32 protein-coding genes are annotated in these 19,580 nt (G+C 48.9%); all 32 read left to right on the top strand.

Features of this window, described 5'->3' with window-relative positions:
• Positions 1-2: 2 nt before the first annotated feature.
• Positions 3-254 carry a hypothetical protein gene (locus C1I38_RS08130; protein ID WP_131929957.1) on the top strand — a complete coding sequence of 84 codons (252 nt, stop codon included), beginning with the start codon at positions 3-5 and terminating at the stop codon, positions 252-254.
• Positions 254-793 carry a Holliday junction resolvase RecU gene (locus C1I38_RS08125; protein ID WP_131929955.1) on the top strand — a complete coding sequence of 180 codons (540 nt, stop codon included), beginning with the start codon at positions 254-256 and terminating at the stop codon, positions 791-793. The genes C1I38_RS08130 and C1I38_RS08125 overlap by 1 nt, the downstream gene beginning before the upstream one ends.
• The gene (locus C1I38_RS08120) at positions 790-1,128 is read left to right on the top strand and encodes a hypothetical protein (RefSeq protein ID WP_131929953.1); all 339 of its coding nucleotides are present in this window, start codon (positions 790-792) and stop codon (positions 1,126-1,128) included. Before C1I38_RS08125 ends, C1I38_RS08120 begins: the two co-directional genes overlap by 4 nt.
• Positions 1,056-1,472 carry a putative metallopeptidase gene (locus C1I38_RS08115; protein ID WP_243109298.1) on the top strand — a complete coding sequence of 139 codons (417 nt, stop codon included), beginning with the start codon at positions 1,056-1,058 and terminating at the stop codon, positions 1,470-1,472. Before C1I38_RS08120 ends, C1I38_RS08115 begins: the two co-directional genes overlap by 73 nt.
• Positions 1,469-2,530, top strand: coding sequence for a DNA polymerase III subunit beta (gene dnaN / locus C1I38_RS08110; protein WP_131929950.1), 1,062 nt, complete (start codon positions 1,469-1,471; stop codon positions 2,528-2,530). The genes C1I38_RS08115 and dnaN overlap by 4 nt, the downstream gene beginning before the upstream one ends.
• Before the next feature lie 11 nt (positions 2,531-2,541).
• A complete protein-coding gene (locus tag C1I38_RS08105; protein WP_131929948.1) occupies positions 2,542-2,904 on the top strand; it encodes a YkgJ family cysteine cluster protein in 363 nt (120 codons plus the stop codon).
• A 23-nt stretch (positions 2,905-2,927) separates the two neighbouring features.
• Entirely contained in the window at positions 2,928-3,551 is a 624-nt protein-coding gene (locus C1I38_RS08100) for a hypothetical protein (RefSeq protein WP_131929946.1), read from the top strand.
• Between the two features lie 3 nt (positions 3,552-3,554).
• Positions 3,555-4,097: a transglycosylase SLT domain-containing protein gene (locus tag C1I38_RS08095; protein ID WP_131929944.1), complete on the top strand. Its 543-nt coding sequence runs from the start codon at positions 3,555-3,557 to the stop codon at positions 4,095-4,097.
• A gap of 54 nt (positions 4,098-4,151) precedes the next feature.
• Entirely contained in the window at positions 4,152-4,355 is a 204-nt protein-coding gene (locus tag C1I38_RS08090) for a hypothetical protein (RefSeq protein ID WP_131929942.1), read from the top strand.
• Complete coding sequence (locus tag C1I38_RS08085) at positions 4,352-4,618, top strand: hypothetical protein (RefSeq protein ID WP_131929940.1); 267 nt, start codon at positions 4,352-4,354, stop codon at positions 4,616-4,618. Before C1I38_RS08090 ends, C1I38_RS08085 begins: the two co-directional genes overlap by 4 nt.
• Entirely contained in the window at positions 4,608-5,183 is a 576-nt protein-coding gene (locus C1I38_RS08080; RefSeq protein ID WP_131929938.1) for a hypothetical protein, read from the top strand. Before C1I38_RS08085 ends, C1I38_RS08080 begins: the two co-directional genes overlap by 11 nt.
• A 237-nt stretch (positions 5,184-5,420) precedes the next feature.
• On the top strand, positions 5,421-6,020 hold the full coding sequence (locus C1I38_RS08070; RefSeq protein ID WP_131929936.1) for a hypothetical protein: 600 nt from the start codon (positions 5,421-5,423) through the stop codon (positions 6,018-6,020).
• Positions 6,017-6,229, top strand: coding sequence for a hypothetical protein (locus C1I38_RS08065; protein WP_132102118.1), 213 nt, complete (start codon positions 6,017-6,019; stop codon positions 6,227-6,229). Before C1I38_RS08070 ends, C1I38_RS08065 begins: the two co-directional genes overlap by 4 nt.
• Before the next feature lie 6 nt (positions 6,230-6,235).
• Positions 6,236-6,436, top strand: a complete 201-nt coding sequence (locus C1I38_RS08060) for a hypothetical protein (RefSeq protein ID WP_131929932.1) — start codon at positions 6,236-6,238, stop codon at positions 6,434-6,436.
• Complete coding sequence (locus tag C1I38_RS08055; protein ID WP_131929930.1) at positions 6,414-6,764, top strand: hypothetical protein; 351 nt, start codon at positions 6,414-6,416, stop codon at positions 6,762-6,764. Before C1I38_RS08060 ends, C1I38_RS08055 begins: the two co-directional genes overlap by 23 nt.
• Positions 6,757-7,032 (top strand): hypothetical protein, encoded by a 276-nt coding sequence (locus C1I38_RS08050; RefSeq protein WP_131929928.1) that lies wholly within the window; start codon positions 6,757-6,759, stop codon positions 7,030-7,032. Before C1I38_RS08055 ends, C1I38_RS08050 begins: the two co-directional genes overlap by 8 nt.
• Before the next feature lie 156 nt (positions 7,033-7,188).
• Complete coding sequence (locus tag C1I38_RS08045) at positions 7,189-8,103, top strand: hypothetical protein (RefSeq protein ID WP_131929926.1); 915 nt, start codon at positions 7,189-7,191, stop codon at positions 8,101-8,103.
• Positions 8,043-8,426 (top strand): hypothetical protein, encoded by a 384-nt coding sequence (locus C1I38_RS08040; RefSeq protein ID WP_131929924.1) that lies wholly within the window; start codon positions 8,043-8,045, stop codon positions 8,424-8,426. The genes C1I38_RS08045 and C1I38_RS08040 overlap by 61 nt, the downstream gene beginning before the upstream one ends.
• A 15-nt stretch (positions 8,427-8,441) precedes the next feature.
• Complete coding sequence (locus tag C1I38_RS08035) at positions 8,442-8,714, top strand: GNAT family N-acetyltransferase (RefSeq protein ID WP_131929922.1); 273 nt, start codon at positions 8,442-8,444, stop codon at positions 8,712-8,714.
• A gap of 136 nt (positions 8,715-8,850) precedes the next feature.
• Entirely contained in the window at positions 8,851-9,411 is a 561-nt protein-coding gene (locus tag C1I38_RS08030; RefSeq protein ID WP_131929920.1) for a hypothetical protein, read from the top strand.
• Positions 9,412-9,545: 134 nt separating this feature from the next.
• A complete protein-coding gene (locus tag C1I38_RS14015) occupies positions 9,546-9,755 on the top strand; it encodes a hypothetical protein (protein ID WP_165904927.1) in 210 nt (69 codons plus the stop codon).
• Positions 9,727-10,221 carry a ParB N-terminal domain-containing protein gene (locus C1I38_RS08025; protein WP_131929918.1) on the top strand — a complete coding sequence of 165 codons (495 nt, stop codon included), beginning with the start codon at positions 9,727-9,729 and terminating at the stop codon, positions 10,219-10,221. The genes C1I38_RS14015 and C1I38_RS08025 overlap by 29 nt, the downstream gene beginning before the upstream one ends.
• A 9-nt stretch (positions 10,222-10,230) precedes the next feature.
• Positions 10,231-11,241, top strand: coding sequence for a DNA cytosine methyltransferase (locus C1I38_RS08020; protein ID WP_207668619.1), 1,011 nt, complete (start codon positions 10,231-10,233; stop codon positions 11,239-11,241).
• A gap of 53 nt (positions 11,242-11,294) precedes the next feature.
• On the top strand, positions 11,295-12,065 hold the full coding sequence (terS, locus tag C1I38_RS08015; RefSeq protein ID WP_131929915.1) for a phage terminase small subunit: 771 nt from the start codon (positions 11,295-11,297) through the stop codon (positions 12,063-12,065).
• Positions 12,022-13,479: a DEAD/DEAH box helicase family protein gene (locus tag C1I38_RS08010; RefSeq protein WP_131930009.1), complete on the top strand. Its 1,458-nt coding sequence runs from the start codon at positions 12,022-12,024 to the stop codon at positions 13,477-13,479. Before terS ends, C1I38_RS08010 begins: the two co-directional genes overlap by 44 nt.
• On the top strand, positions 13,476-15,053 hold the full coding sequence (locus tag C1I38_RS08005) for a phage portal protein (RefSeq protein WP_131929913.1): 1,578 nt from the start codon (positions 13,476-13,478) through the stop codon (positions 15,051-15,053). The genes C1I38_RS08010 and C1I38_RS08005 overlap by 4 nt, the downstream gene beginning before the upstream one ends.
• The gene (locus C1I38_RS08000) at positions 15,053-15,997 is read left to right on the top strand and encodes a phage minor head protein (RefSeq protein ID WP_131929911.1); all 945 of its coding nucleotides are present in this window, start codon (positions 15,053-15,055) and stop codon (positions 15,995-15,997) included. Before C1I38_RS08005 ends, C1I38_RS08000 begins: the two co-directional genes overlap by 1 nt.
• Before the next feature lie 14 nt (positions 15,998-16,011).
• Entirely contained in the window at positions 16,012-16,305 is a 294-nt protein-coding gene (locus C1I38_RS07995) for a hypothetical protein (protein WP_131929909.1), read from the top strand.
• A gap of 65 nt (positions 16,306-16,370) precedes the next feature.
• Entirely contained in the window at positions 16,371-17,732 is a 1,362-nt protein-coding gene (locus C1I38_RS07990; protein ID WP_165904926.1) for an XkdF-like putative serine protease domain-containing protein, read from the top strand.
• A gap of 26 nt (positions 17,733-17,758) precedes the next feature.
• On the top strand, positions 17,759-18,691 hold the full coding sequence (locus C1I38_RS07985; RefSeq protein ID WP_131929905.1) for a hypothetical protein: 933 nt from the start codon (positions 17,759-17,761) through the stop codon (positions 18,689-18,691).
• Between the two features lies 1 nt (position 18,692).
• A complete protein-coding gene (locus C1I38_RS07980; RefSeq protein ID WP_131929903.1) occupies positions 18,693-19,166 on the top strand; it encodes a hypothetical protein in 474 nt (157 codons plus the stop codon).
• An 11-nt stretch (positions 19,167-19,177) separates the two neighbouring features.
• Positions 19,178-19,573, top strand: a complete 396-nt coding sequence (locus tag C1I38_RS07975) for a hypothetical protein (RefSeq protein ID WP_131929901.1) — start codon at positions 19,178-19,180, stop codon at positions 19,571-19,573.
• The last annotated feature ends 7 nt before the right edge of the window (positions 19,574-19,580 follow it).

The raw sequence follows: 19,580 nt of genomic DNA, 5'->3' as shown, positions 1-19,580 counted from the left end.
GAGTGGGAAGACGTAACTGCAGAAAAAACGATCAGGAAAGAATGATGCATGAAAGGGCCGTCCGGATCCGGAAGATGACTGATGAACAGCTTTGCCGCTACATCGATAGCCTGAGTGCTGGGAGCGCCGGCAGCAAAAACCGAGTGTCCGAATTCATCCAGGACCTGGATATCAAGAGCGGTACCGGCAATGGAATCGGGAAATCCACCGTTTATAAGCTTCAGATATTCGCGGAGAAGGAGGGCTATATCTGATGACACACATCCAGCCGGCGCCGAAAAACTTCCGGATGGCCAACAAAGGCGTGCTGTTTGAGCAGGAAATAATGATTACCAATGAAGCCTATCGGCAGAAGGGTATCGCGCTCATCCAGAAGATAAGCACACCATGGAAGGTTATCCGTCGCGGCAATCAGATCGTCAAGGCCTTTCCTGAGGGCAAAAGCACGTTGGACTTCAGGGGAACGGTCAAGGGCGGTTTCTCAGTATCCTTCGACTGCAAGGAATCGGAAGACGGCCGCGGCCTCCCGCTAAGCTACATCGAACCTCACCAAATCGACTACATCAGGGAAGCGCTGGCCATGAACGAAATGTCATTTATCCTCTGCCTCATTAAGCCGATGGACAAACGCTATCTTATCCCCGGCGCCCTGGTGCTGGAGCATTGGGACTTCTGGCAGCGGAACAAAGGCAAGCGAAACGCCAACTACATTGCGGTGGAAGACATGATCGAGGTCCGCTCAGCCCGCGGCATATTACTGGATTATTTACCAGGATTGGAGGGTATCAGATGAACAAAGTTGTGAAAATTGTGGATAAGTATTCGGGCGAGGTTCTGCTCGACCAGGAATTCGACGGGGATTTCCAGCTGCAGTTTACTCAGAATACGGACGACGGGAAGATCCACCGGATCGGTCTGATTGACAATGGGCAGTTCGGTGAAAAGCACTGGATAAAGAATTACCAGTTTCGGCCGATAGCCCAGAAGCTTGTCAAAAAGTTCGAGGAAATAAAGCATGTTATGCCGAGCCGGATCCTCTTCCTCGAAAACATTTCTTGGACCCCATCGGGGGGGGCATCGCTAAAAAGACATGGGTCGCCCGAATTGGAAAGGCGAACAGATATTTAGAGGACACCTGGGGTTACGGCTATGTGATGGAACTCAAACAGTTTTATCTGGAGAAGATGAGCAAAGATCAGCTGATCGCCACCATATACCACGAGCTTCGGCATATCGACACGGACGGCGATATCAAGCCCCATGACATCGAGGACTGGGACAACATGGTGGCCACGCTGGGCAAGAACTGGGTCGGAACGAAGGCCGACATTATCAACATCCTCGACGACGAGTTCCCGGGATGGAATGAGCTACGCAGGGTAGGCCAGCAGATAAGCATATTCGACGCCCTGGACAACGTCGTATCAATCAATAAGGCAAGTAAATCAGTGAATGGAGTGATGAGTTTATGATCATAGAAAAATCGGTGATAGCGCCCAAGTTGGCGAAACTGAAAACGGTTATCCCATCCCGGATGTTGGATTTTACCGGTGGTGCCGCGCAGGGCGTCTTAGTCAGCGAGAACAGCCTTACTGCTACGAATATGGAGCTGGGCGTGAAAATCCCGCTGGAAGCAAACGTTGAGGAAAAACCCTTCATCATCCCGGGAAAGGCTATCGAGCTTATTAGCAACCTGCCGGACGGGCCTATTGAAATCACCCCGGATGAGAGCAATGGCATTATTATCAAAGCCAGCCACATCAACAACCGGTTCGCCAGCATGGACCCGGAATCTTTTCCGGTAGTGCCGTTTGCAGGAAAAGATATTGTCGGCTCCGTGGACGGCGGGGAGCTGGAAAAGGCCCTGAAAGCAGTCATGTACGCCGTTGCCACGGATGGCGGCCGGCCAATCCTGACGGGTGTTTGCTTCGATTCCACAGAAGGACAGCTTAGCATTGTTGGCACCGACGGCCACAGGGTGTCCTGGTTCAAGATGAAATACGATAAGGAATTCAAATTCGTGGTACCCCAGGCGACGCTTCAGAAGATGATGAGCATAGGCATCCAGGGGGATGTGGAAATATCCTACGGCCAGAACAACGCCGTCTTTAAGACCAAGGACTTCACCGCTTATGCCCGGCTGATTGAAGGGACTTATGTCAACTACAAAGGGGTATTCACCAAATACGATAATTCCACCATCATAGAGCGCAAAACATTCCTGGAAGGCTTGCGACGCTGCATGATCTGCATGGAGGAAAGAAACAAAGGGATTGTCAAGCTAGACTTTACGGAAGACCGCCTGCAGATTTCAACCAATTCTGCTATTTCCAACTATCAGGAGGAAATCAGCCTCTCTGCACTGGTCGATACACCTGTCTCCATTGGTTTCAACGGGGTATATCTGACGGAATGCTTGAAGTCCTTTGAATGTGAAAACGTCGAGGTAACGCTGGGAAATACCAATCAGCCGATGACGTTGGACGCCGGCGAACTCTCGGCCCTTATCCTGCCGCTTCGGACGTCTTGACGGTGGCCGTTATGATGCTACTGAATATTCCCGCCCATAAAAACTGCAAAAACTGTGGTGCCTGCTGCGGAATTATCCCGGCCAGTCATAAGGAGATTCAAACGATAAAAGAGTTTCTTGCTGGTCATCCCGCCGAAAAAGCCCACGCGGTGAAAAACAGCATGAAGCTCCACAGGTGCCCGTTCCGGGATAACAAACAGAAAAAATGCCTTATCTACCCGGTGCGGCCGGTTGTTTGCCAGCTGATGGGAGTGGTTTCCGGGATGAAATGCCAGCATGGGAACTCAATGGCCATTGACGGAGATCCTTTCATGCAGAATCTCAGGATGGATGAGGCGAAGATACTGAACCTTTTAGATTGGACAAAGAACTGAAAAAGATTTGTGAGGAATCTGATATGTCCAGAGAATACCATATCAACCGCCAGAGGGGAAATCTGCTTCCACGGGCCGCCGGGACGGATAAACCTATGCCGTGTCTCAAATATAAATTTGACGTTGAACGATATAACCAGACCGGTGAGGTCATTCCGCTTTCCGAGCCGGAAGAATATAAGCCGTTGGCCTGGGTTATACCTGACAGCTGGCGGAACTATCCAAATCAAGAAATGGAGGGAGAAGACATGCCTAAGAACCCATTGAAACCGACCAAAGAGGAATTGGAAAAAGATCGCATGACGATGACCAACGGGCAAATTGCCCAAAAATACGGAGCCAAGACCAGCACGGTTTATGCTTGGGTTAAGGAATACGGATTACAGCGGAAAAAATGGGAGAATACACGTAATAACAACCCCCCAGAATCAGAAGCAGAGCAGCAGCCCGATGAGCCGGATATAGGCAACGTTATTGTCTGGATTGAAAATGCGGATGAGCCTATGGACAGCGTGGAAATTCCAATTCCGGACGAGAATGAACTTTGGCAGGGCGTCGAGGAAAATCTGCGGATTATACGCCAGCTGAAAATGGCGAGTGTAGACAGCGAGATCAGACAGAGGATTGACATGATTCTAGGAGGCTGAGAAGTGAAAAAACCCTTTTTGCCTATGTTACTTATGTTACTCATGTTACTTCTGGCCGGCTGCACCGAAGCGAAACTGACCCAGGACCAGGAAGCGCAAAAGGAAGTCATTGAAGCCCAGGTCCAGGCCATGGCCGAGCCTGAAAAGGTTTATCCCATCTATGACATTCCAATGCCAGCCGAACTTCAAAAGTATACCTATGACCTCTGCGAGGAATACAGGCTCAGTTACGAGCTGGTACTCGGGGTGATATATACCGAAAGCCGATTCATCGAGACGGCCAACTCAGGATCGTCCCAGGGACTCATGCAGATTTCCCGGGGAACCGGCGGCTGGGTAAGCGAAGAAGTCAGAATTAGGGACTTTGACCCATTCGACCCACGGCAGAACATCGCGGTCGGTGTCTGGTACCTCAATTATCTCCGGGACTACTGGTCCAACCATGGCTACTCCGACGAGGATACGTTCAGCTTAATGCTTATCTCCTACAACCGGGGAATCACCGGCTGCAAGGAATATGTCAAAAAAATATGGGCTCGAAAATGAGTATGTCGAAAAGGTCTATCAGTTCAAAACAGACTTGGAGCAAGGAGGATCCCAATGAGCCAAAATAGAGAACAGGATATCCTCAACTTTATAAAGGACTTCCACGCCAAGAACCAGTGGGCTCCATCAATCAGGGAAATAGCCGATGGCGTGGGTCTTTACAGCAGCTCGACGGTTCAGGGCTATTTGGAACGGATGGCAAAGAAGGGAAAAATCGTATACAACGGAGTGCGCCAGATAAGGGTGGTTGGGACATGATATGCAAAGAAACTGAGACCTTTTTGGATTTATTGGAGGAAATCGAAGCCAAAGACCAAGCCCTGAAGCTGGCTCGCGAAGCCCTAGAAGAAACAATCCATCTTTATTCCCTTGGAGTACTCACTATCAGCGCAGCTGGTGACAGGCGCAAAAAGGGAACGGTTGACGACAGCAAACGGGATCGGGCAAGGGGAATTGAGAAGAAAGCCTTAGAAGCTATTCGGGAAATCGACAAAGTCTTAGGAGAAAGCCATGAAAACTGAACAGACCGAACATCTTGAAAATTTAATATGGAGAGCTACGCACAAGATGGGCGTGTTCGGTTGCTTCGAGGTAACGATCGGCTGGTTCGGCAAAGAGCGAGTTGACTTCATGACCTATGACACAAAGGGGATCTGGCGGTGCTATGAGGTTAAAGTCACCAAGTCCGATTTCTGCTCCAAAAACCATAATTCTTTCATCGGTCACTTTAATTATTACGTCATGCCGGAGGATCTCTACGAGAAGGTTAAACAGGATATTCCAAAGCACATAGGTGTCTACGTGGAGAAATACGGTCACGCTATCTCGGTGAAAAAGGCTATTCGGCAGAAGCTCGGAGAGGATGAACAGATTCTTAAAAACAGCCTGATCCGGTCACTCTGCCGAGAAGTAGGTAAGCAAATAAGCAGCGGGAACAAGCCATTCATTGAAGTTCTGGACAGACAGCTGCGACAAGCTGAGCGCCAACATCAGGAATATCATGATAAATACTGGGGCCTGCGGCGAGAAATTGAGGAACTGTACGGGCCAAGATGGAATAAAAAAGCTGCGGGAGATAACGGATAATAAGATGGCACACATAGAAACATGGTACCGATGTCCGACCTGCAATAGGGTATGGTCAAGCCAAAAAGAAGCAATCACATGCCGAAATTCCCATCCTGTCAAGGCGGAAAGATGGGCTATTGGTAAGAACGGGAAAGCGGTGGCGGTATCGTACCGAGGATTAGATTGGGCGCTCCGCGAAGCTGATCTGAGCGACTTTATACATGAACGAGCAAAACAGTTAGAGGGGGGAGAAAAATGCTAACCAAAGAGAAAATTGATGGTATCCGGCAACGGTGTAACCAGGCCACTCCTGGGCCGTGGTATGTAGGCAAAAAGGGGGATAATTTCAACGGGTTTTCTTTAGAGCAGATTATAGCCATAGTCGGTGAATGTGGTAGTAATAGGGGAATTTATGCCGTCCCAAAAGGTGGATCATTTCCTTATAATGACAAAATATTTATTGCAGAAGCTCGAACTGATATACCTTTATTACTTGCCGAAATATATCGGCTCCAGACTGAACGGGATGCAGAAAAAACATGCGAATATAAAATTCATACCCCATCAGAGGAAGGCTATCCCGATCGAGAAGGATACTTTTATCGGTGTACATGTGGCGTAGGTTATATTGACACGGAACAAGTAGAAGAACAAGAGTGGAGTTGTTGCCCGTACTGCGGCGGTAAAATAAAAGACATCGAATCCTTATCCTGCATGGATTGCGAACATAAGGAATGGGACGGGGATGATTATGTCTGTGAGAACAAAAAAGGTAAAAATTATTTGAAAGATATTAGTAACCTTTATTTTGCGGGATGCAAGCAATGGCAGCGTGGATTGGAGGGACGGGGATGAATGACATCATGAATCGGTACTTCGATTTTCCTGATGAAAAAGTTACGCTATGTGTAGGCGTGAAACCGGGATCGCCTGCCGCACTTGCGACGCCAGAAAGAATACGCGATCACTTTAAGCAGAAAGGCGAAGTCAGAGAAATAGACAGCAAAGAATATACGCATCTGACGGACATCTATACTTGGAATAAAACCACTGAAGGGAGTTGATCGGGGATGAGTGAGTATAAACATCCTAGCAGGTTATGTGTAATTGAGGATAAAGTAACCGGTGACCGTTTTTTGATTGATTGGTTTAAGAAAAAAATAGACACCGATAAATACAGAAGAATAACATCAAGTATCCCTATCCCGGAGAAATATTGGGAATTACCAAGACTGGACGGAGGTAATCATGATGGACAAACAAGAACTTGATGCAATCCGGGAGCGATGTGCGAAGGCGACACCGGGACCGTGGCATAGAGACGGTTCGGAAGTGCGTAACGGCGATGGAGTATTTGTCGTTAATGATTTTTGGGTTCACGCTGACGCAGAATTTACTACCCACGCTAGGACTGATATTCCGGCTTTGTTAGCAGAAATCGACCGCCTGAATAATGACCTCATAAAACAGAGAGAAGCAATTGCAATATTTCTTGGGAACAATGGAATACGGCTTTTTGCAAATGACACCACGGAAGATTTTATAAAAGCCTTAGATGGTAACAAAGATTATTTAGGAGGTAACGGAGAAAATGGATAATAAAACAATTACGAGGATACCGGTTCCATCTGAAATTTTAAAAGGCGAATGGCATGGAATTGTATATGCCATAGATTCAGAAGCCGTTTCAATTGAAGATCATAATGCAAATGTTGAAAAAAGCATAAACGAGATCGAAGAGGACTTTGACAATAACAATCACTATACAGTTTCATTGCGTGAGGTAAAGAGAGAACTTGTTTATGCCGACGAACGTACCCAACATTACTGTACTTTAGTCCAATTTCGTATAAGAGATTCTTATTGAGGGAGTTGATCAGAATGGAAAAACGTATCTGCCCGGGGTGTAAGCAACCGGTTTATTCGGCGGATTCTTACCACGATTGGATCTGCCCGCACTGTAGCGCAACAGTGCCGATAGAATGTTCCGAGGCAATCGCAAGCCAGACCGGTGGTGAGCAGAATGGAAAATAAGATGAAAGAGACACCGATCCTTTATTCCACCCCCATGGTTCAGGCCATCATGAATGATCGCAAATGGAAGACGAGAAGGATTGTCATACCACAGCCGTCCGGAAACACTATGGATGATTTTCTCGACGGTAAATGGTTGCGGAAGAACTTTGGCGGGTTATTAATGCCGCGGATCAGCGACTTGCCCATGGAATGTCCTTACGGCCAGCCGGGCGACATTCTATGGGTGCGGGAGACAACATGGATAAGCGAGTGTAAAAGATATATTGCTCAGGGTTTAGAAAGGCAGCATAGCTCAAAACTCGATATAGTCGATCTAGAAACAGGGAAGCGGTACATTTGGCAACTGGAGAGAAGTGATTATGCACCTACTGATGGAATGATAACATCATGGTCTTGGCAAGGTCGATTCTTACGGAGTAATAGGACAACCGACGATTTCGATGTGAGCTTCGCTGATGTAGACACCACGGTTAAAATAGAGCCGTTTTCAGGCAATATCATACTCCAAAAATATAAGGCGCAATTTCGAAAAAAGCTCCCCGCTATCTTCATGCCTCGGAAGGCCTGCCGGCTCTTCTTGCAGATTACCGACGTCAAGGTGGAGAGGTTGCAAGATATTACGGTTGAGGACGTTATCGCTGAAGGTATTGATACAGACAATGAAATTCGGAACCCTGATCCGGAAACACACGAAAGCATTAAAAACTGGAATTATCAATACGCGCAGTTTCAGTACAAGGAACTTTGGGACAGCCTCAACGCCAAGCGTGGCTCCTGGGAGCAAAACCCTTGGGTATGGGTTATCTCGTTTAAGAGAATAAACAAAGAAGGTGATTTAATATGCCGAACTGGATTAAAGAACGATCCCCAAAAGAATGCGGATACGGTGACGGTTGGGTAAACGAGCTTGACCGCGCATGGCGTGAAGGATATAAGTACGCCGTCATGTCCCGGAAGATAAAAACCGCCTGGGGAGAAATCGAACACGTCTGCATCAGAAATGCCGATAACACGGACATCCCCTGGGCGGAAAAACAGCGGATTAAGAATGAACTCTTTGGCAAAGAGGTGCTCGCCATTGAGGTATTCCCTGCTGAAAGCCGCCTGATAGATCAGGCAGGTATGTACCATTTATGGGTATTCCCTGAAGGCGCCGAGCTCCCTTTCGGGCTGCATGATGACGATATGAAAACGGTGCATGTTGCTAGGGCCATAGGCGGTTAAAAGGGGTTAGAGCTTATGGAAGAAAATGAAAACTTTATCCATAACAAATACGGATACTGTTTCTACTCTATCGAAGCCAATGATACCGCTTTGATTTACAATCTGTATGTTGAGCCGGAATACCGACAAAAAGGACATGCAAAAAACCTAATTCGGCTGGCTATAAGAGAAATCAGAGCAACTGGATATAACATAGAAATACAGATTGAAGCCCGACCAAGAGAGGATAGTATCAGTATCGAAAACCTCGTTGCTTTTTACAAAAAATTAGGGCTTAAAATACTTTAACAAACAGTGATTAACTTCACATTTCAAATCCAAAAAGCCATAAAAAAAAGAGAGAACTTCAGCTCTCCCCGAAACCCTAAGAACAGTATACCGAAAAAGGTAAAATTTATCAATCATATAAAGGAGGGCGGAAGCTATGGCTAAAAATCATCCACCGGCACAGGCTGACATTATCAAAATTGCAGCTGAAGCCGGCGCGAGAGCAGCTCTGGAAACCTTGGACAAAGAGAAGAGAAAGGCTCAGAAGTCAAGGTATGACAGGCGTCTCAGAAATACCCGGATGTTGCTGCGGAACTATCGTATGTTTAAAGAGCATACATCCAACGCCATATTTGAGAAATCCCAATTAGATGAAAACGCCATAGATATTTTAGATATGATTTATGAAGCGTCATCGGAAAGCGAGGTCTTCGTAGAAAGCATAAAGCGGAGTGTGGCCAGGACCAGAATCATCATCACGCACATTGATGAAATGCTGAATATATACGAAATCATCTGCAGCCGCTCGGATAAACCGGAGGATGACCGCAGGTACCGGGTTATTAAGGCGCTTTATATAGTAGACGATATTCTAACCGTAAAAGAGATAGCAGCAGCCGAGCATACTGACGAACGTACGGTTTATCGTGATATTGATAGAGCCACAGAAAAGCTAAGTGCTTTAATATTCGGCATTGACGGGCTGAAAAAGGAATAATTGCAGGTGTCAATTTTGCGTCACTTGACTGTCAAATTGCCCTTATGGTATGGTAAACTCGTAAAATTCTAATTGCCAAAACGCCAAGGCCGTCACCCTTCTCTGGGATGGCGGCTTTTTTAATGGAGGAAAATATGAGACAGGAGGATTTATGCGCTAAGTGCGTGTGGAAAATAAAGTCCGGCGGAACCGTTGAGGTTTGCTTCTTCCCTCAATGCGTCCGCCTTCCCAAAACCGAAGCTGAAACGCCAATCAGTGGGGTTTTCGGGGATAACCGGGGAGAAAACCCCAAGAAAATAAAAGGAGAGACATTGCATGAAAATCGAGAAGAAAAAAATCAGTGAATTAAATTCTGCCTCGTATAACCCTCGGGATGATTTACGGCCGGGAGACCCGGATTATGAAAAAATAAAGCAAAGCATTCAGCAGTTCGGATTTGTGCGGCCTATTGTTTGGAATGAGGGAACAGGGAATATAGTCGGCGGAGATCAAAGCCATAAGGTGTTAAAAGACCTTGGTTACACTGAAGTGGACTGTGTTGTTGTAAACATTGATGACAAACGTGAGAAGGCTCTGAATATTGCCTTGAACAAAATCAGCGGCCGGTGGGATATGGAAAAGCTCGCAGTTCTCCTAGATGAACTAGCATTAGAAGGTCTGGCAGAAATTACAGGCTTTGTAGGGAAAGAAATTGAGAAAATCATCCTTAAAGGCGAACAGGCACTGGAGGAAATCGGAGAAATAGACTTAGAGAAATTTAGTAATGAGGCATTTGAGCATAAATGCCCCCGTTGCGGCTTTCTCTATTGAGGTATGACCATGGAATGGAGCTTAAGGGATATCGAAAATATTCCCCGCAACGGCTATAAGGTTTTTTCTACCTTCTCATGTGGTGGCGGTTCTAGTATGGGATATAAGCTGGCTGGCTATGATGTAATCGGGAATTGCGAAATCGACGCTAAAATCGCAGAAATGTACAAAGCCAACCATCATCCTAAATACTCTTATCTGATGGATATTCGCAAATTTGTCAACCTTGATGATCTTCCTGAGGAATTATATTCCCTGGACATTTTGGATGGCTCGCCACCCTGCAGTGTTTTCTCTATTGCCGGAGAGAGAGAAGAGGGATGGGGTAAAACAAAGCACTTTCGGGAAGGGCAAGCAGCTCAAACCTTAGATGATCTTTTCTTTGAATACATTAAGCTGCTGGTGAAATTGAGAGCTAAAGTATTTATCGCGGAAAATGTTAAAGGTCTGGTGCTGGGGAAGGCCAAGGGCTATGTGAATGAGATTTTATCCCAATTGGAAAAAGGGGAATACAAAACCCAGATATTTTGCCTGAACTCGGCCAAAATGGGAGTTCCGCAGCGCAGAGAACGTGTATTTTTCATCGGGCATCGGAAAGAGTTGGATTATCCGAAGCTTAAATTAAACTTTGATGAATCCACGGTTGCCTTTGGAACTATTCGCTCCGCAAAGGGTAAGCCGGTATCACCGCAAACAAAAGAACTTCTAAAGCAAAAGATCAGCACAGATACCTGTATTGCCGATATTAACGAGCGAATTTTTCAAAAGAAATCTGGTTTTAACAATCCGATCGTATGGGATAATGTGGTCGCTCCGACAATTACAGCCGGCGGAAGTCTTTATCGGGCATATGATGATAGCCTGTTCTCTGATGCCGATATTATTAACTGTCAAACATTCCCATACAATTACAATTTTAATGGACAAGATGTGCAATACGTCTGCGGAATGAGTGTTCCTCCTTTGATGATGAAACTTATCGCCGCAGAGGTCGCCAAACAATGGCTTGATTGCACGTGATCCATGTAATTTTCCGGTTCAAACGAATTCAGCAAATGAGATGAGGTGGTGATGTGCCAAGAGCAAGAAGCCCTAATAGAGAAAAAGCTCATGAGCTGTGGCTTGCCTCGGGGAAAAACCGCTTGCTCAAGGACATAGCCGCAGAGATTGGAGTATCGGAAACCCAGGTCAGGAAATGGAAGAATCAGGACGGGTGGGATAAAGTAACGTTACCAAAAGGAAAAGATAAAAAGAAAAGTAACGTTACCAAAAAGCGTGGAGGTCAGCAAGGTAATAAAAACGCTGCTGGCCATGGTGCTCCTGAGGGCAATAAGAATAATTTCAAGCATGGAGTTTATGAAAAAATCTACTGGGACACACTCGACGATGATGAACGGGCTATGCTTGCTGACATGCAGTATGAGGAAGAACAGCTTTTGCAAGAGCAGATAGCCCTTCTCTCCGTGCGCGAACGCCGGTTGATGAAAAGCATCCAGGGAAAGAAAGACGCCCAGGGCGGTCTGGCACTGGAAAGCGTCGTGTCTCGGAAGCTGGAAATCAAGGGTAATGTCGTTTATGACAATCAACAGACTCAGGTCGAAACCACAACCCGGACTATATCCATATTTGAGGTTATCCAGAAGCTTGAGGCGGAACTAACACGCGTCCAGGCTAAGAAAACCCGGTGCATCGAAGCTCTGAACAGGCTGAGACTGGAAAGACAGAAGCTGGAAGAGGGGAAAAAAGGTAATGCGCTGGTTGACGACTGGATTGCTGGACTGATGGGCGGTGATGACTGTGATGACGACGAAGACTTCAACGAAGAAGACGAAGAAAAGCTCTAAAGTGACCCGCCGTCAGTTCTTCAGGATCAAGATTCCGCAGTACCAAAAGAATCCTTCCCTGTTTTGTCGCGAGGTGCTGAAGTTCGAGCCGGATGAATGGCAGGAAGCTGCTCTGAATGATATCGCTGAGAGTAACCGGGTGAGTATAAAGTCCGGCCAGGGCGTCGGGAAAACCGGCGTCGAAGCGGCCGCCCTTTTATGGTTCCTGACCTGCTTTGACAATGCCCGTGTCGTGGCTACGGCACCGACCATGCGTCAGCTGCATGATGTCCTGTGGAGCGAAGTTGCTAAGTGGCAGGCCAAAAGCGTACTCTTATCCAATATCCTCAAATGGACCAAGACCTATGTCTACATGCTGGGCTATGAAAAACGCTGGTTCGCGGTAGCGCGAACGGCAACCCGGCCGGAGAATATGCAGGGCTTCCACGAGGACAATATGCTTTTCATCGTGGATGAGGCGTCCGGTGTATCGGATCCCATTCTGGAAGCGATTTTAGGCACATTGTCCGGTGTGAACAACAAGCTGCTCATGTGTGGCAACCCGACCAAAACGTCGGGTGTTTTTTATGACAGCCATACCTCAGACCGTGCCCTGTACCGCTGCCATACGGTATCATCACTGGATAGCAGAAGGACGAACAAGGAGAACATCGAGGCCCTGATCCGCAAATACGGCAAGGATAGCAACGTTGTCCGGGTCCGCGTATTCGGCCAGTTTCCTCTGCAGGAGGACGATGTCTATATCCCGCTCGCGCTGATCGAGGCCAGCATCATGGCCGAGGCCCAGGAAAGACCGGTGGAAACCATCGACATCGGCTGCGACGTGGCCCGCTTCGGCGACGACAAAACCGTTATTGGCTTTAAAATCAACGAGAAGGTGGAGTTTTTCAAGAAGCGGAACGGACAGGACACTATGCGCACGGCCGCGGATATCGCTTTCCTGGGCCAGACGCTAATTGATAAATCCGAGTATAAATTCAAAATCCCCATCAAGGTGGATGACGGTGGCGTCGGCGGTGGCGTGGTCGACCGGCTCCGACAGATTAAGCGGAGCAATCCTGCTCAATATTGGTGGATGGAGATTATCCCGGTCAAGTTCGGTGTCCGGATTAAGCACAGATATTACTACGACAGCACGACCTACATGATGAACACGGTCCGGGAGCTGCTGAGCCAGGAGGATGAGGACGGCAAAACCAAACCGGTAGAGCTGATCCTGCCGAATGACAATGACCTGGTCGGCCAGCTCTCAGCCCGCAAATATTCCATGACCGACAACAGCAAAATCAAAATCGAGAGCAAGGACGACATGAAGAAGCGGGGGCTTCCGAGCCCAGACGAAGCGGACTGCGTCCTTCTGCTGTGCCTGCCGGTTGCCATGAAAGACCGAAAGAAAGGAGATGAGAAGCATTGAGTAAAGCCATATCGGCCAAAGTAATCAAGTCCTCGGAGCCGCGGGCAACGCCAATCAAGAAATCCGACAAGCCGGAGGCTATTAATGAGAAAAAAGACGGCGTCCTCTGGTTGGAGCCGGACTATGAACAAAAAGGCTTTAAGGATATGGTCGAGCATTCGACGATTCTCCCGCAATGTATCCGGGCCTATAAGGACAACATTGTGGGTTTCGGCATCGAAATCAAATATCAGGACGACGTCGAGGAAACTCCAGAGATGGCTGCAGAATATACCAGGGCCGAGGAGATCATTGAGCTTTTAAATCTGGACATGGACACCAAGGAAGTTTTTGAGGATATCATTGAGTCCAGAGAAACCTATGGCGTCTCTTACCTGGAAGTGCTGCGGAATATTGCCAACGAAGTCAATCAGGTTGAGTTTATACGGGACACGCCGAGCATTAAGAAGACGCACCCGCTTGAGCCGTCTGTAGAAATTGAGTATTTCTACAAAGGCAAGGTTATCAAACGGATGAAGAAGTTCTGCAAGTACAAGCAGGAGAAAAACGGCAAGACGGTCTACTTCAGAGAGATCGGCGATCCCCGGCAGATGGATAAACGCACTGGCAAATATGCGGAAGATGGAGAAACGATTGAGCTGAGCAACCAAGCCAACGAGATCCTGGAATTCTCCATCGGGACCAATGATTACGGCACCGTGCGCTGGATTGGCCAGGTATTAAGCGTGGACGGTGCCCGGAAGGCTGAGAACCTGAACAACAACTACTTCACCGAGGGGCGGCATACGCCGCTGATGATTGTGGTCAAGGGCGGTTCTCTCTCCGACGAAAGCTTTACAAAGCTGACGGAGTACATGAACGGCATCAAGGGCGAATCTGGCCAGCATGCATTCATCGTTCTCGAAGTCGAAGAGGATGAGAATAAGGTCGATTTTGAAACGGAGAAAACGCCGGCCGTGGAAATCAAAGACCTGGCTTCCATCCTGCAAAAAGACGAGCTGTTTCAGGACTATTTGGAAAACAGCCGCAAGAAGACGCAGTCGGCCTTCCGCCTCCCGGATCTCTACACCGGGTACACAACGGACTTTAACCGGGCGACTGCGCAGACGGCCATGGAGGTCACGGAAAAGCAGGTATTCATTCCTGAACGCATAAGTCTGGCATGGACCATCAATAACAAGCTCCTGAACGGGTACCAGTTCAAGTACGTCGAAGTTGGCTTCAGGAATCCGGACATCACCAATCCGGACGATGTCACCAAGATATTGAATGTAACCGAGCGCGCCGGCGGGCTGACTCCAAATATCGCCAAGGAAATCACGCTGGAAACCCTCGGTCGGGTTGCTGAACCATACGAAGGAGATTGGGGAGATATACCATTGGCGGTATCTCGTGGACAGGTGAATGCCATGAACACTGCCAACGCTGGCGGAACGACCGGAGGCCCGCAGAATCTTACTCAGCAGATTGACCAGGCTATCCAAAAGGCCATATCGTCTAAGGATGATAATGTCATCGCTGTGATGAAAGAAATCCGGAAGGCCCTGGTCGCCCTAGATGGGAAGGTGAGCTGATGTTCGAATGCGTTATTGAAGCAATAGATGTCCTGCTTAAGGCTGCCGATGACGATTTGATCGATAAGCTCAAAAGTGAAGGCTATATCAATCCGGCCGAAAGCGTGGAAAACATTAACACGCTGGAAGACAGGCTGGCCGAGGCATTAAACGACCAGCTGGATTACTACATGCAGGGCCTGGAAGGCGCAGAACTGGAAAATGTTTTGGAGAATGTCCTGCCTGCTCTGCTGGCCGGCGATCTGACCAATCAGGAGATTGCCGATATCTTCAAGGACGTGTTCGACGGTGCCATGCGCAGCCTGATCGACGCCTATATCAAGGATATCGACAAAGACCTGGCTTTTTCCATGTTCAGCAACCGGGCCTCTGACTGGATTGACAGTTGGAGCGAGGAGCTGGGTCAGATCATGAAACTCGGTTCCCATAACGAGCTGCAACGGATACTGGACAATGCCTTAGACGAAGGCGAGAGTATCCAGACGGTGATGGAACGCCTCACTGATTCTTACGGATTCTCCCGCACCCGGGCGCGAGCGACAGCCATCACGGAGATGCTGACCGCCCACTCCTATTCCAAACAGGAGGCCATCCTGCAGAGCCCGGCGGTTGACCGCAAAGAATGGAAGCATACTGGGGAGCACAAGAACAAACCGCGGCCGCACCACCAGGCCTTAGACGGCACCATCGTGGACAAGAATGAGCCGTTTGTCATTTCCGCGCCGAACGGGACCTATGAGGCCATGTTTCCCAGAGACACAGCACTGCCTGCCTCCGAGCGTGTGAACTGCCACTGCATCCACCGGGCCATCGTGAACGAGGATATCCTGGGGCTGTCTCTGGCAGATCGCCGAGCTTTGCAGCAGGAGGCTATCGATAAGGATAACTTCGTCTGGGAAGTAGAACTTAACGCTTCAAACCGGGCAGCAGCCGGAATTGAATAAGGGGAGGGGCTTTCATGTTTGCCAAGTTAGCGGCCTTATTCCGCAGAAAGACCAGGATGGAGTATGAAGTCATCCACATGAAGGAATACAAGGCCAAGCGGAAGCGGCTTTATTATTACGTTGTCGTACCTGAAGATACCGTCGATGACACACTGCTGCAGATCTTCAACGAGCTTGATATCGGGAGCCAGGATGAGGTAACAATATGGTTCTATAAGAGCGATGATGAAGTCAGACATTGCCTGCCCTATTCCGTGGCCATGCTCGCCCGCAAAGGAAAAGGCGAGCCGGTCACTGTAACCAGATAAGCGTAAGCGAATTAACGTGTTCTCGGACACGTTTTTTTAGTGCCCTTGGGAAGGAGGTGAGAGTTTTGAAGGTTACAAAATCGTATGAAATCACTGATGCCAAGATTTCATTCGTTTCGCTGGTGGATAAGGCGGCAAATAAACGCCAGTTCCTTATCACCAAAGCAGAGGCCGGCGCGGCATCGTTTGAGAGCGTTGGCCGGATCATCAAGATAGATGCCGACAGGCACTATATCACCGGTGTCGTTTATGAGCCGATGGTGGCTGACTCCCATGACAATTATATGACCGAGGATGAGATTCTCAAAGCTGCCTACTGGTTTGCCAAAAACGGCGATAAAGTAGACCTCCAGCACGATTTTGAGGAGCTGGAATCCGCGACAGTCGTGGAAACGTGGGTCACCAAGAGCGATGAAACCATCGCCGGCGAGGTGATTCAAAAAGGCACATGGCTGATGACGGTCGAGATTGCTGACCCCTCCATCTGGGAAAAGGTCGAGAAAAAGGAGATTACCGGCTTCTCCATGGGCGGTGTCGGTAAATATAGCGACCAAGACGTCGATTTAAAAGGCGTAGAGAAAGGGGGTCAGGACATGGGAGACAAGAACGCTTCCACAAATCAGGACGTGCAGAAAGAGCAGAAGGGGCTTCTGCAAAAGTTTGCAGGTTTGCTCGGTCTGGACGTGGTAGAAAAGGGCGCGATGATGGATAACTACAACGCGCGCATCAAAAGCACCCGCTTCTGGACAGCATTCAGCACTCTGCAGGATATGCTCTACCGGTACAACTGGAATACTGACCGGTACGAGTATGAGCAGGATGAAAGAACCATCCAGGAAGCCCTTGCTGAATTCTCGGAAATCATAACCGAGGTTTTGGCAGAGCCCAACATCATGAAGACTCTGGCAGCTGACAAAGAAGTTATCAAAGCCGGGAAGAAGATGAGCACCGCCAATAAGACGAAGCTCGACGAGATTGCCCAGGCATTGAGTGACTTTACCTCTCAGTTTGCTGAAGAGGAAGAAGATCCAGTCGAAAAAAACGCGAAGGAGGACACTGACATGAAACCCGAAGACATCCAGAAAATGATTCAGGACGAAATCAAAAAGGCGATGGAAGCGGCCGCCAAGCCTGCCGCACCGGTGGAAAAAGCCGAAGGAGCTAAGCCTGCTGAAGAAACCACCACGGCCCCTGTGACCAAGGAAGACATCGCTTCCATCATCCAGGCGGAAATCAAAAAAGCCCTGGGCGATGATGAGGACGATGAAGACGGCGGCGAAGCCGCTCTGACCAAGGAAGACATCGCCGAAGTGGTCAGAAAAGAACTTTCGGACGTGCTAAAGGCCAAGGGCATTGCTTCAAATCTCAACGATGAAAGCGATCCGGTCAAAAAGAACGGCCAGCACTATCTCCACGGCATTCTGTAATCTTACTAAAGAAAGGATGAACTGACATGAGAAACAACAAGGCTATCATCACCAAATCCGCGCTGCAGACCAGCGATGTAACCGCCGGTCTCTTAAGCCCGGAGCAGTCCCGTACCTTCCTGCGTCAGACTTTCGACGCAACCCCACTCGGCGCGCTGATCCGCCACGAACTCAGAAGAGCCAAAACCGGTGAACTGGACAAAATCGGTATTGCCAGCCGTCTATTGCGGAAGAAAACTGAAGGTACCGATGACAACTACCGCGCGAAGCCGAACTTCGGCAAGGTTGAGTATGCCTGCACAGCTGCTCGCCTGCCCTGGGAAATCACCGAAGAAACCCTGAGAGAAAATATCGAAGGGGAAAGCCTCGAAGACACCATCAGCAGCCTGATGACCAGTCAACTGGGAGTCGATCTGGAAGACATCTACATGAACGGCGACATCGCCACGCTGGAAAGCGACCCCGACTATGACTTCCTGAAGCTCAATGACGGCTGGATCAAGCAGATGCTGAACGGCGGCCATGTCGAGGACCGCACTTCCATCAGCTCCGGCGCCATGAGCGTGGATGTCTACTACGACGCTCTGAAGAAGATGCCGAACAAATACAACAACGGCAAGCTGCGCTGGATGATGAGCCCCCACCGCAAACAGGAGTGGGAAAACTACCTCATCAATCAGCTGATTACCGTCGGCGGCGGCATCACCGACAACCTCATCAATAGCCCGGCCGCTATTCCGACAATTGAAGTTCCGTCTCTTCCCGATGACAAAATCATCCTGACCAATCCGAAGAACCTGATTGCCGTCAACAGCTACAACGTCATCATCCGCAAAACAACCGAGGGCAAAGAAGCGATCATGCAGGACAAACGCTTCTATGTCATCCATCTGGACTTCGACCCCATTATCGAAGAACTGGATGCCGCCGTTATCGTCAAAGGCCTCGCGGCTCTGTAAGATGTCCATCCAACTTAAACTCACCAAAGGCTTATCCTATCGCGGCGGGCTGAATGGGGCCCTGAAAGCAACGAAGGATAAGCCTTTTATTTCGGTGGAGACAAAGAAGGAAGCCGAGGCTGCTGTGGCCACCGGCTACTTCGAAATTGTGGGAGCTGCTGCTCCTGCTGCCCCTGCCGCGAATCTGTTAAATGACGTCAAGTCATCGTCCGCTGTAACCACCGCGGATCTGCCGAAGGCTTTAAGCAAAATGACCACAGATGAGCTGGTTGCCAAAGCGACTGACCTTAATGTGGACATTTCGGAGTGCAAGACCAACAAAGAGCGGGTGGAAACAATCCAGGCAGCTATCGACGCAGCGGCTGAGGCCGCTGTGGCCACCAGCCAGCAGGATGAAAACGCCGAAAATCAGGAGACCACCGACGACCAGCAGGATGACGGTGATTCTTCGCAAATTCCTTTCCAGGAAGAATAGGAGGATAGGCCATGAAACTGACCAATAAGTTTAACGATGGAGCCTGCGGTATCGAGCAGGCTGTTTTCGCCGGCGCAATCAAATTCAATACCGCCAACGTCGCCACCGGCGTCGCCCTGGTGGATGTTCCGGCCAACCATATCATCACCAAAGTGGTCTGCAAAGTGACCGCTGCCTTTGACGCCGGCACCACCAATGTGCTGACAGTCGGCACAGACGCTGAGCTCGATGATCTACTGGACGCCAGCGCTGTCACCGAGGGCACAGTCGGCGCATACCAGGCCAACACCTGGCTGGAAACCGGCGCGGCTAAAAAGACCGTCAAGGCCAAATACACCCAGACAGGCACTGCGGCTGCCGCCGGAGCAGCTGAAGTTTACGTCTTCGCAATGCGCCTGCCTGAGTAAGGGGGCG

Source organism: Dehalobacter sp. 12DCB1 (assembly GCF_004343605.1).
In the GTDB taxonomy this organism is placed as follows: Bacteria; Bacillota; Desulfitobacteriia; order Desulfitobacteriales; family Syntrophobotulaceae; genus Dehalobacter.
The sequence above is the reverse complement of the archived record's forward strand: the minus strand, read 5'-3'. Positions and strand labels throughout refer to the sequence as shown.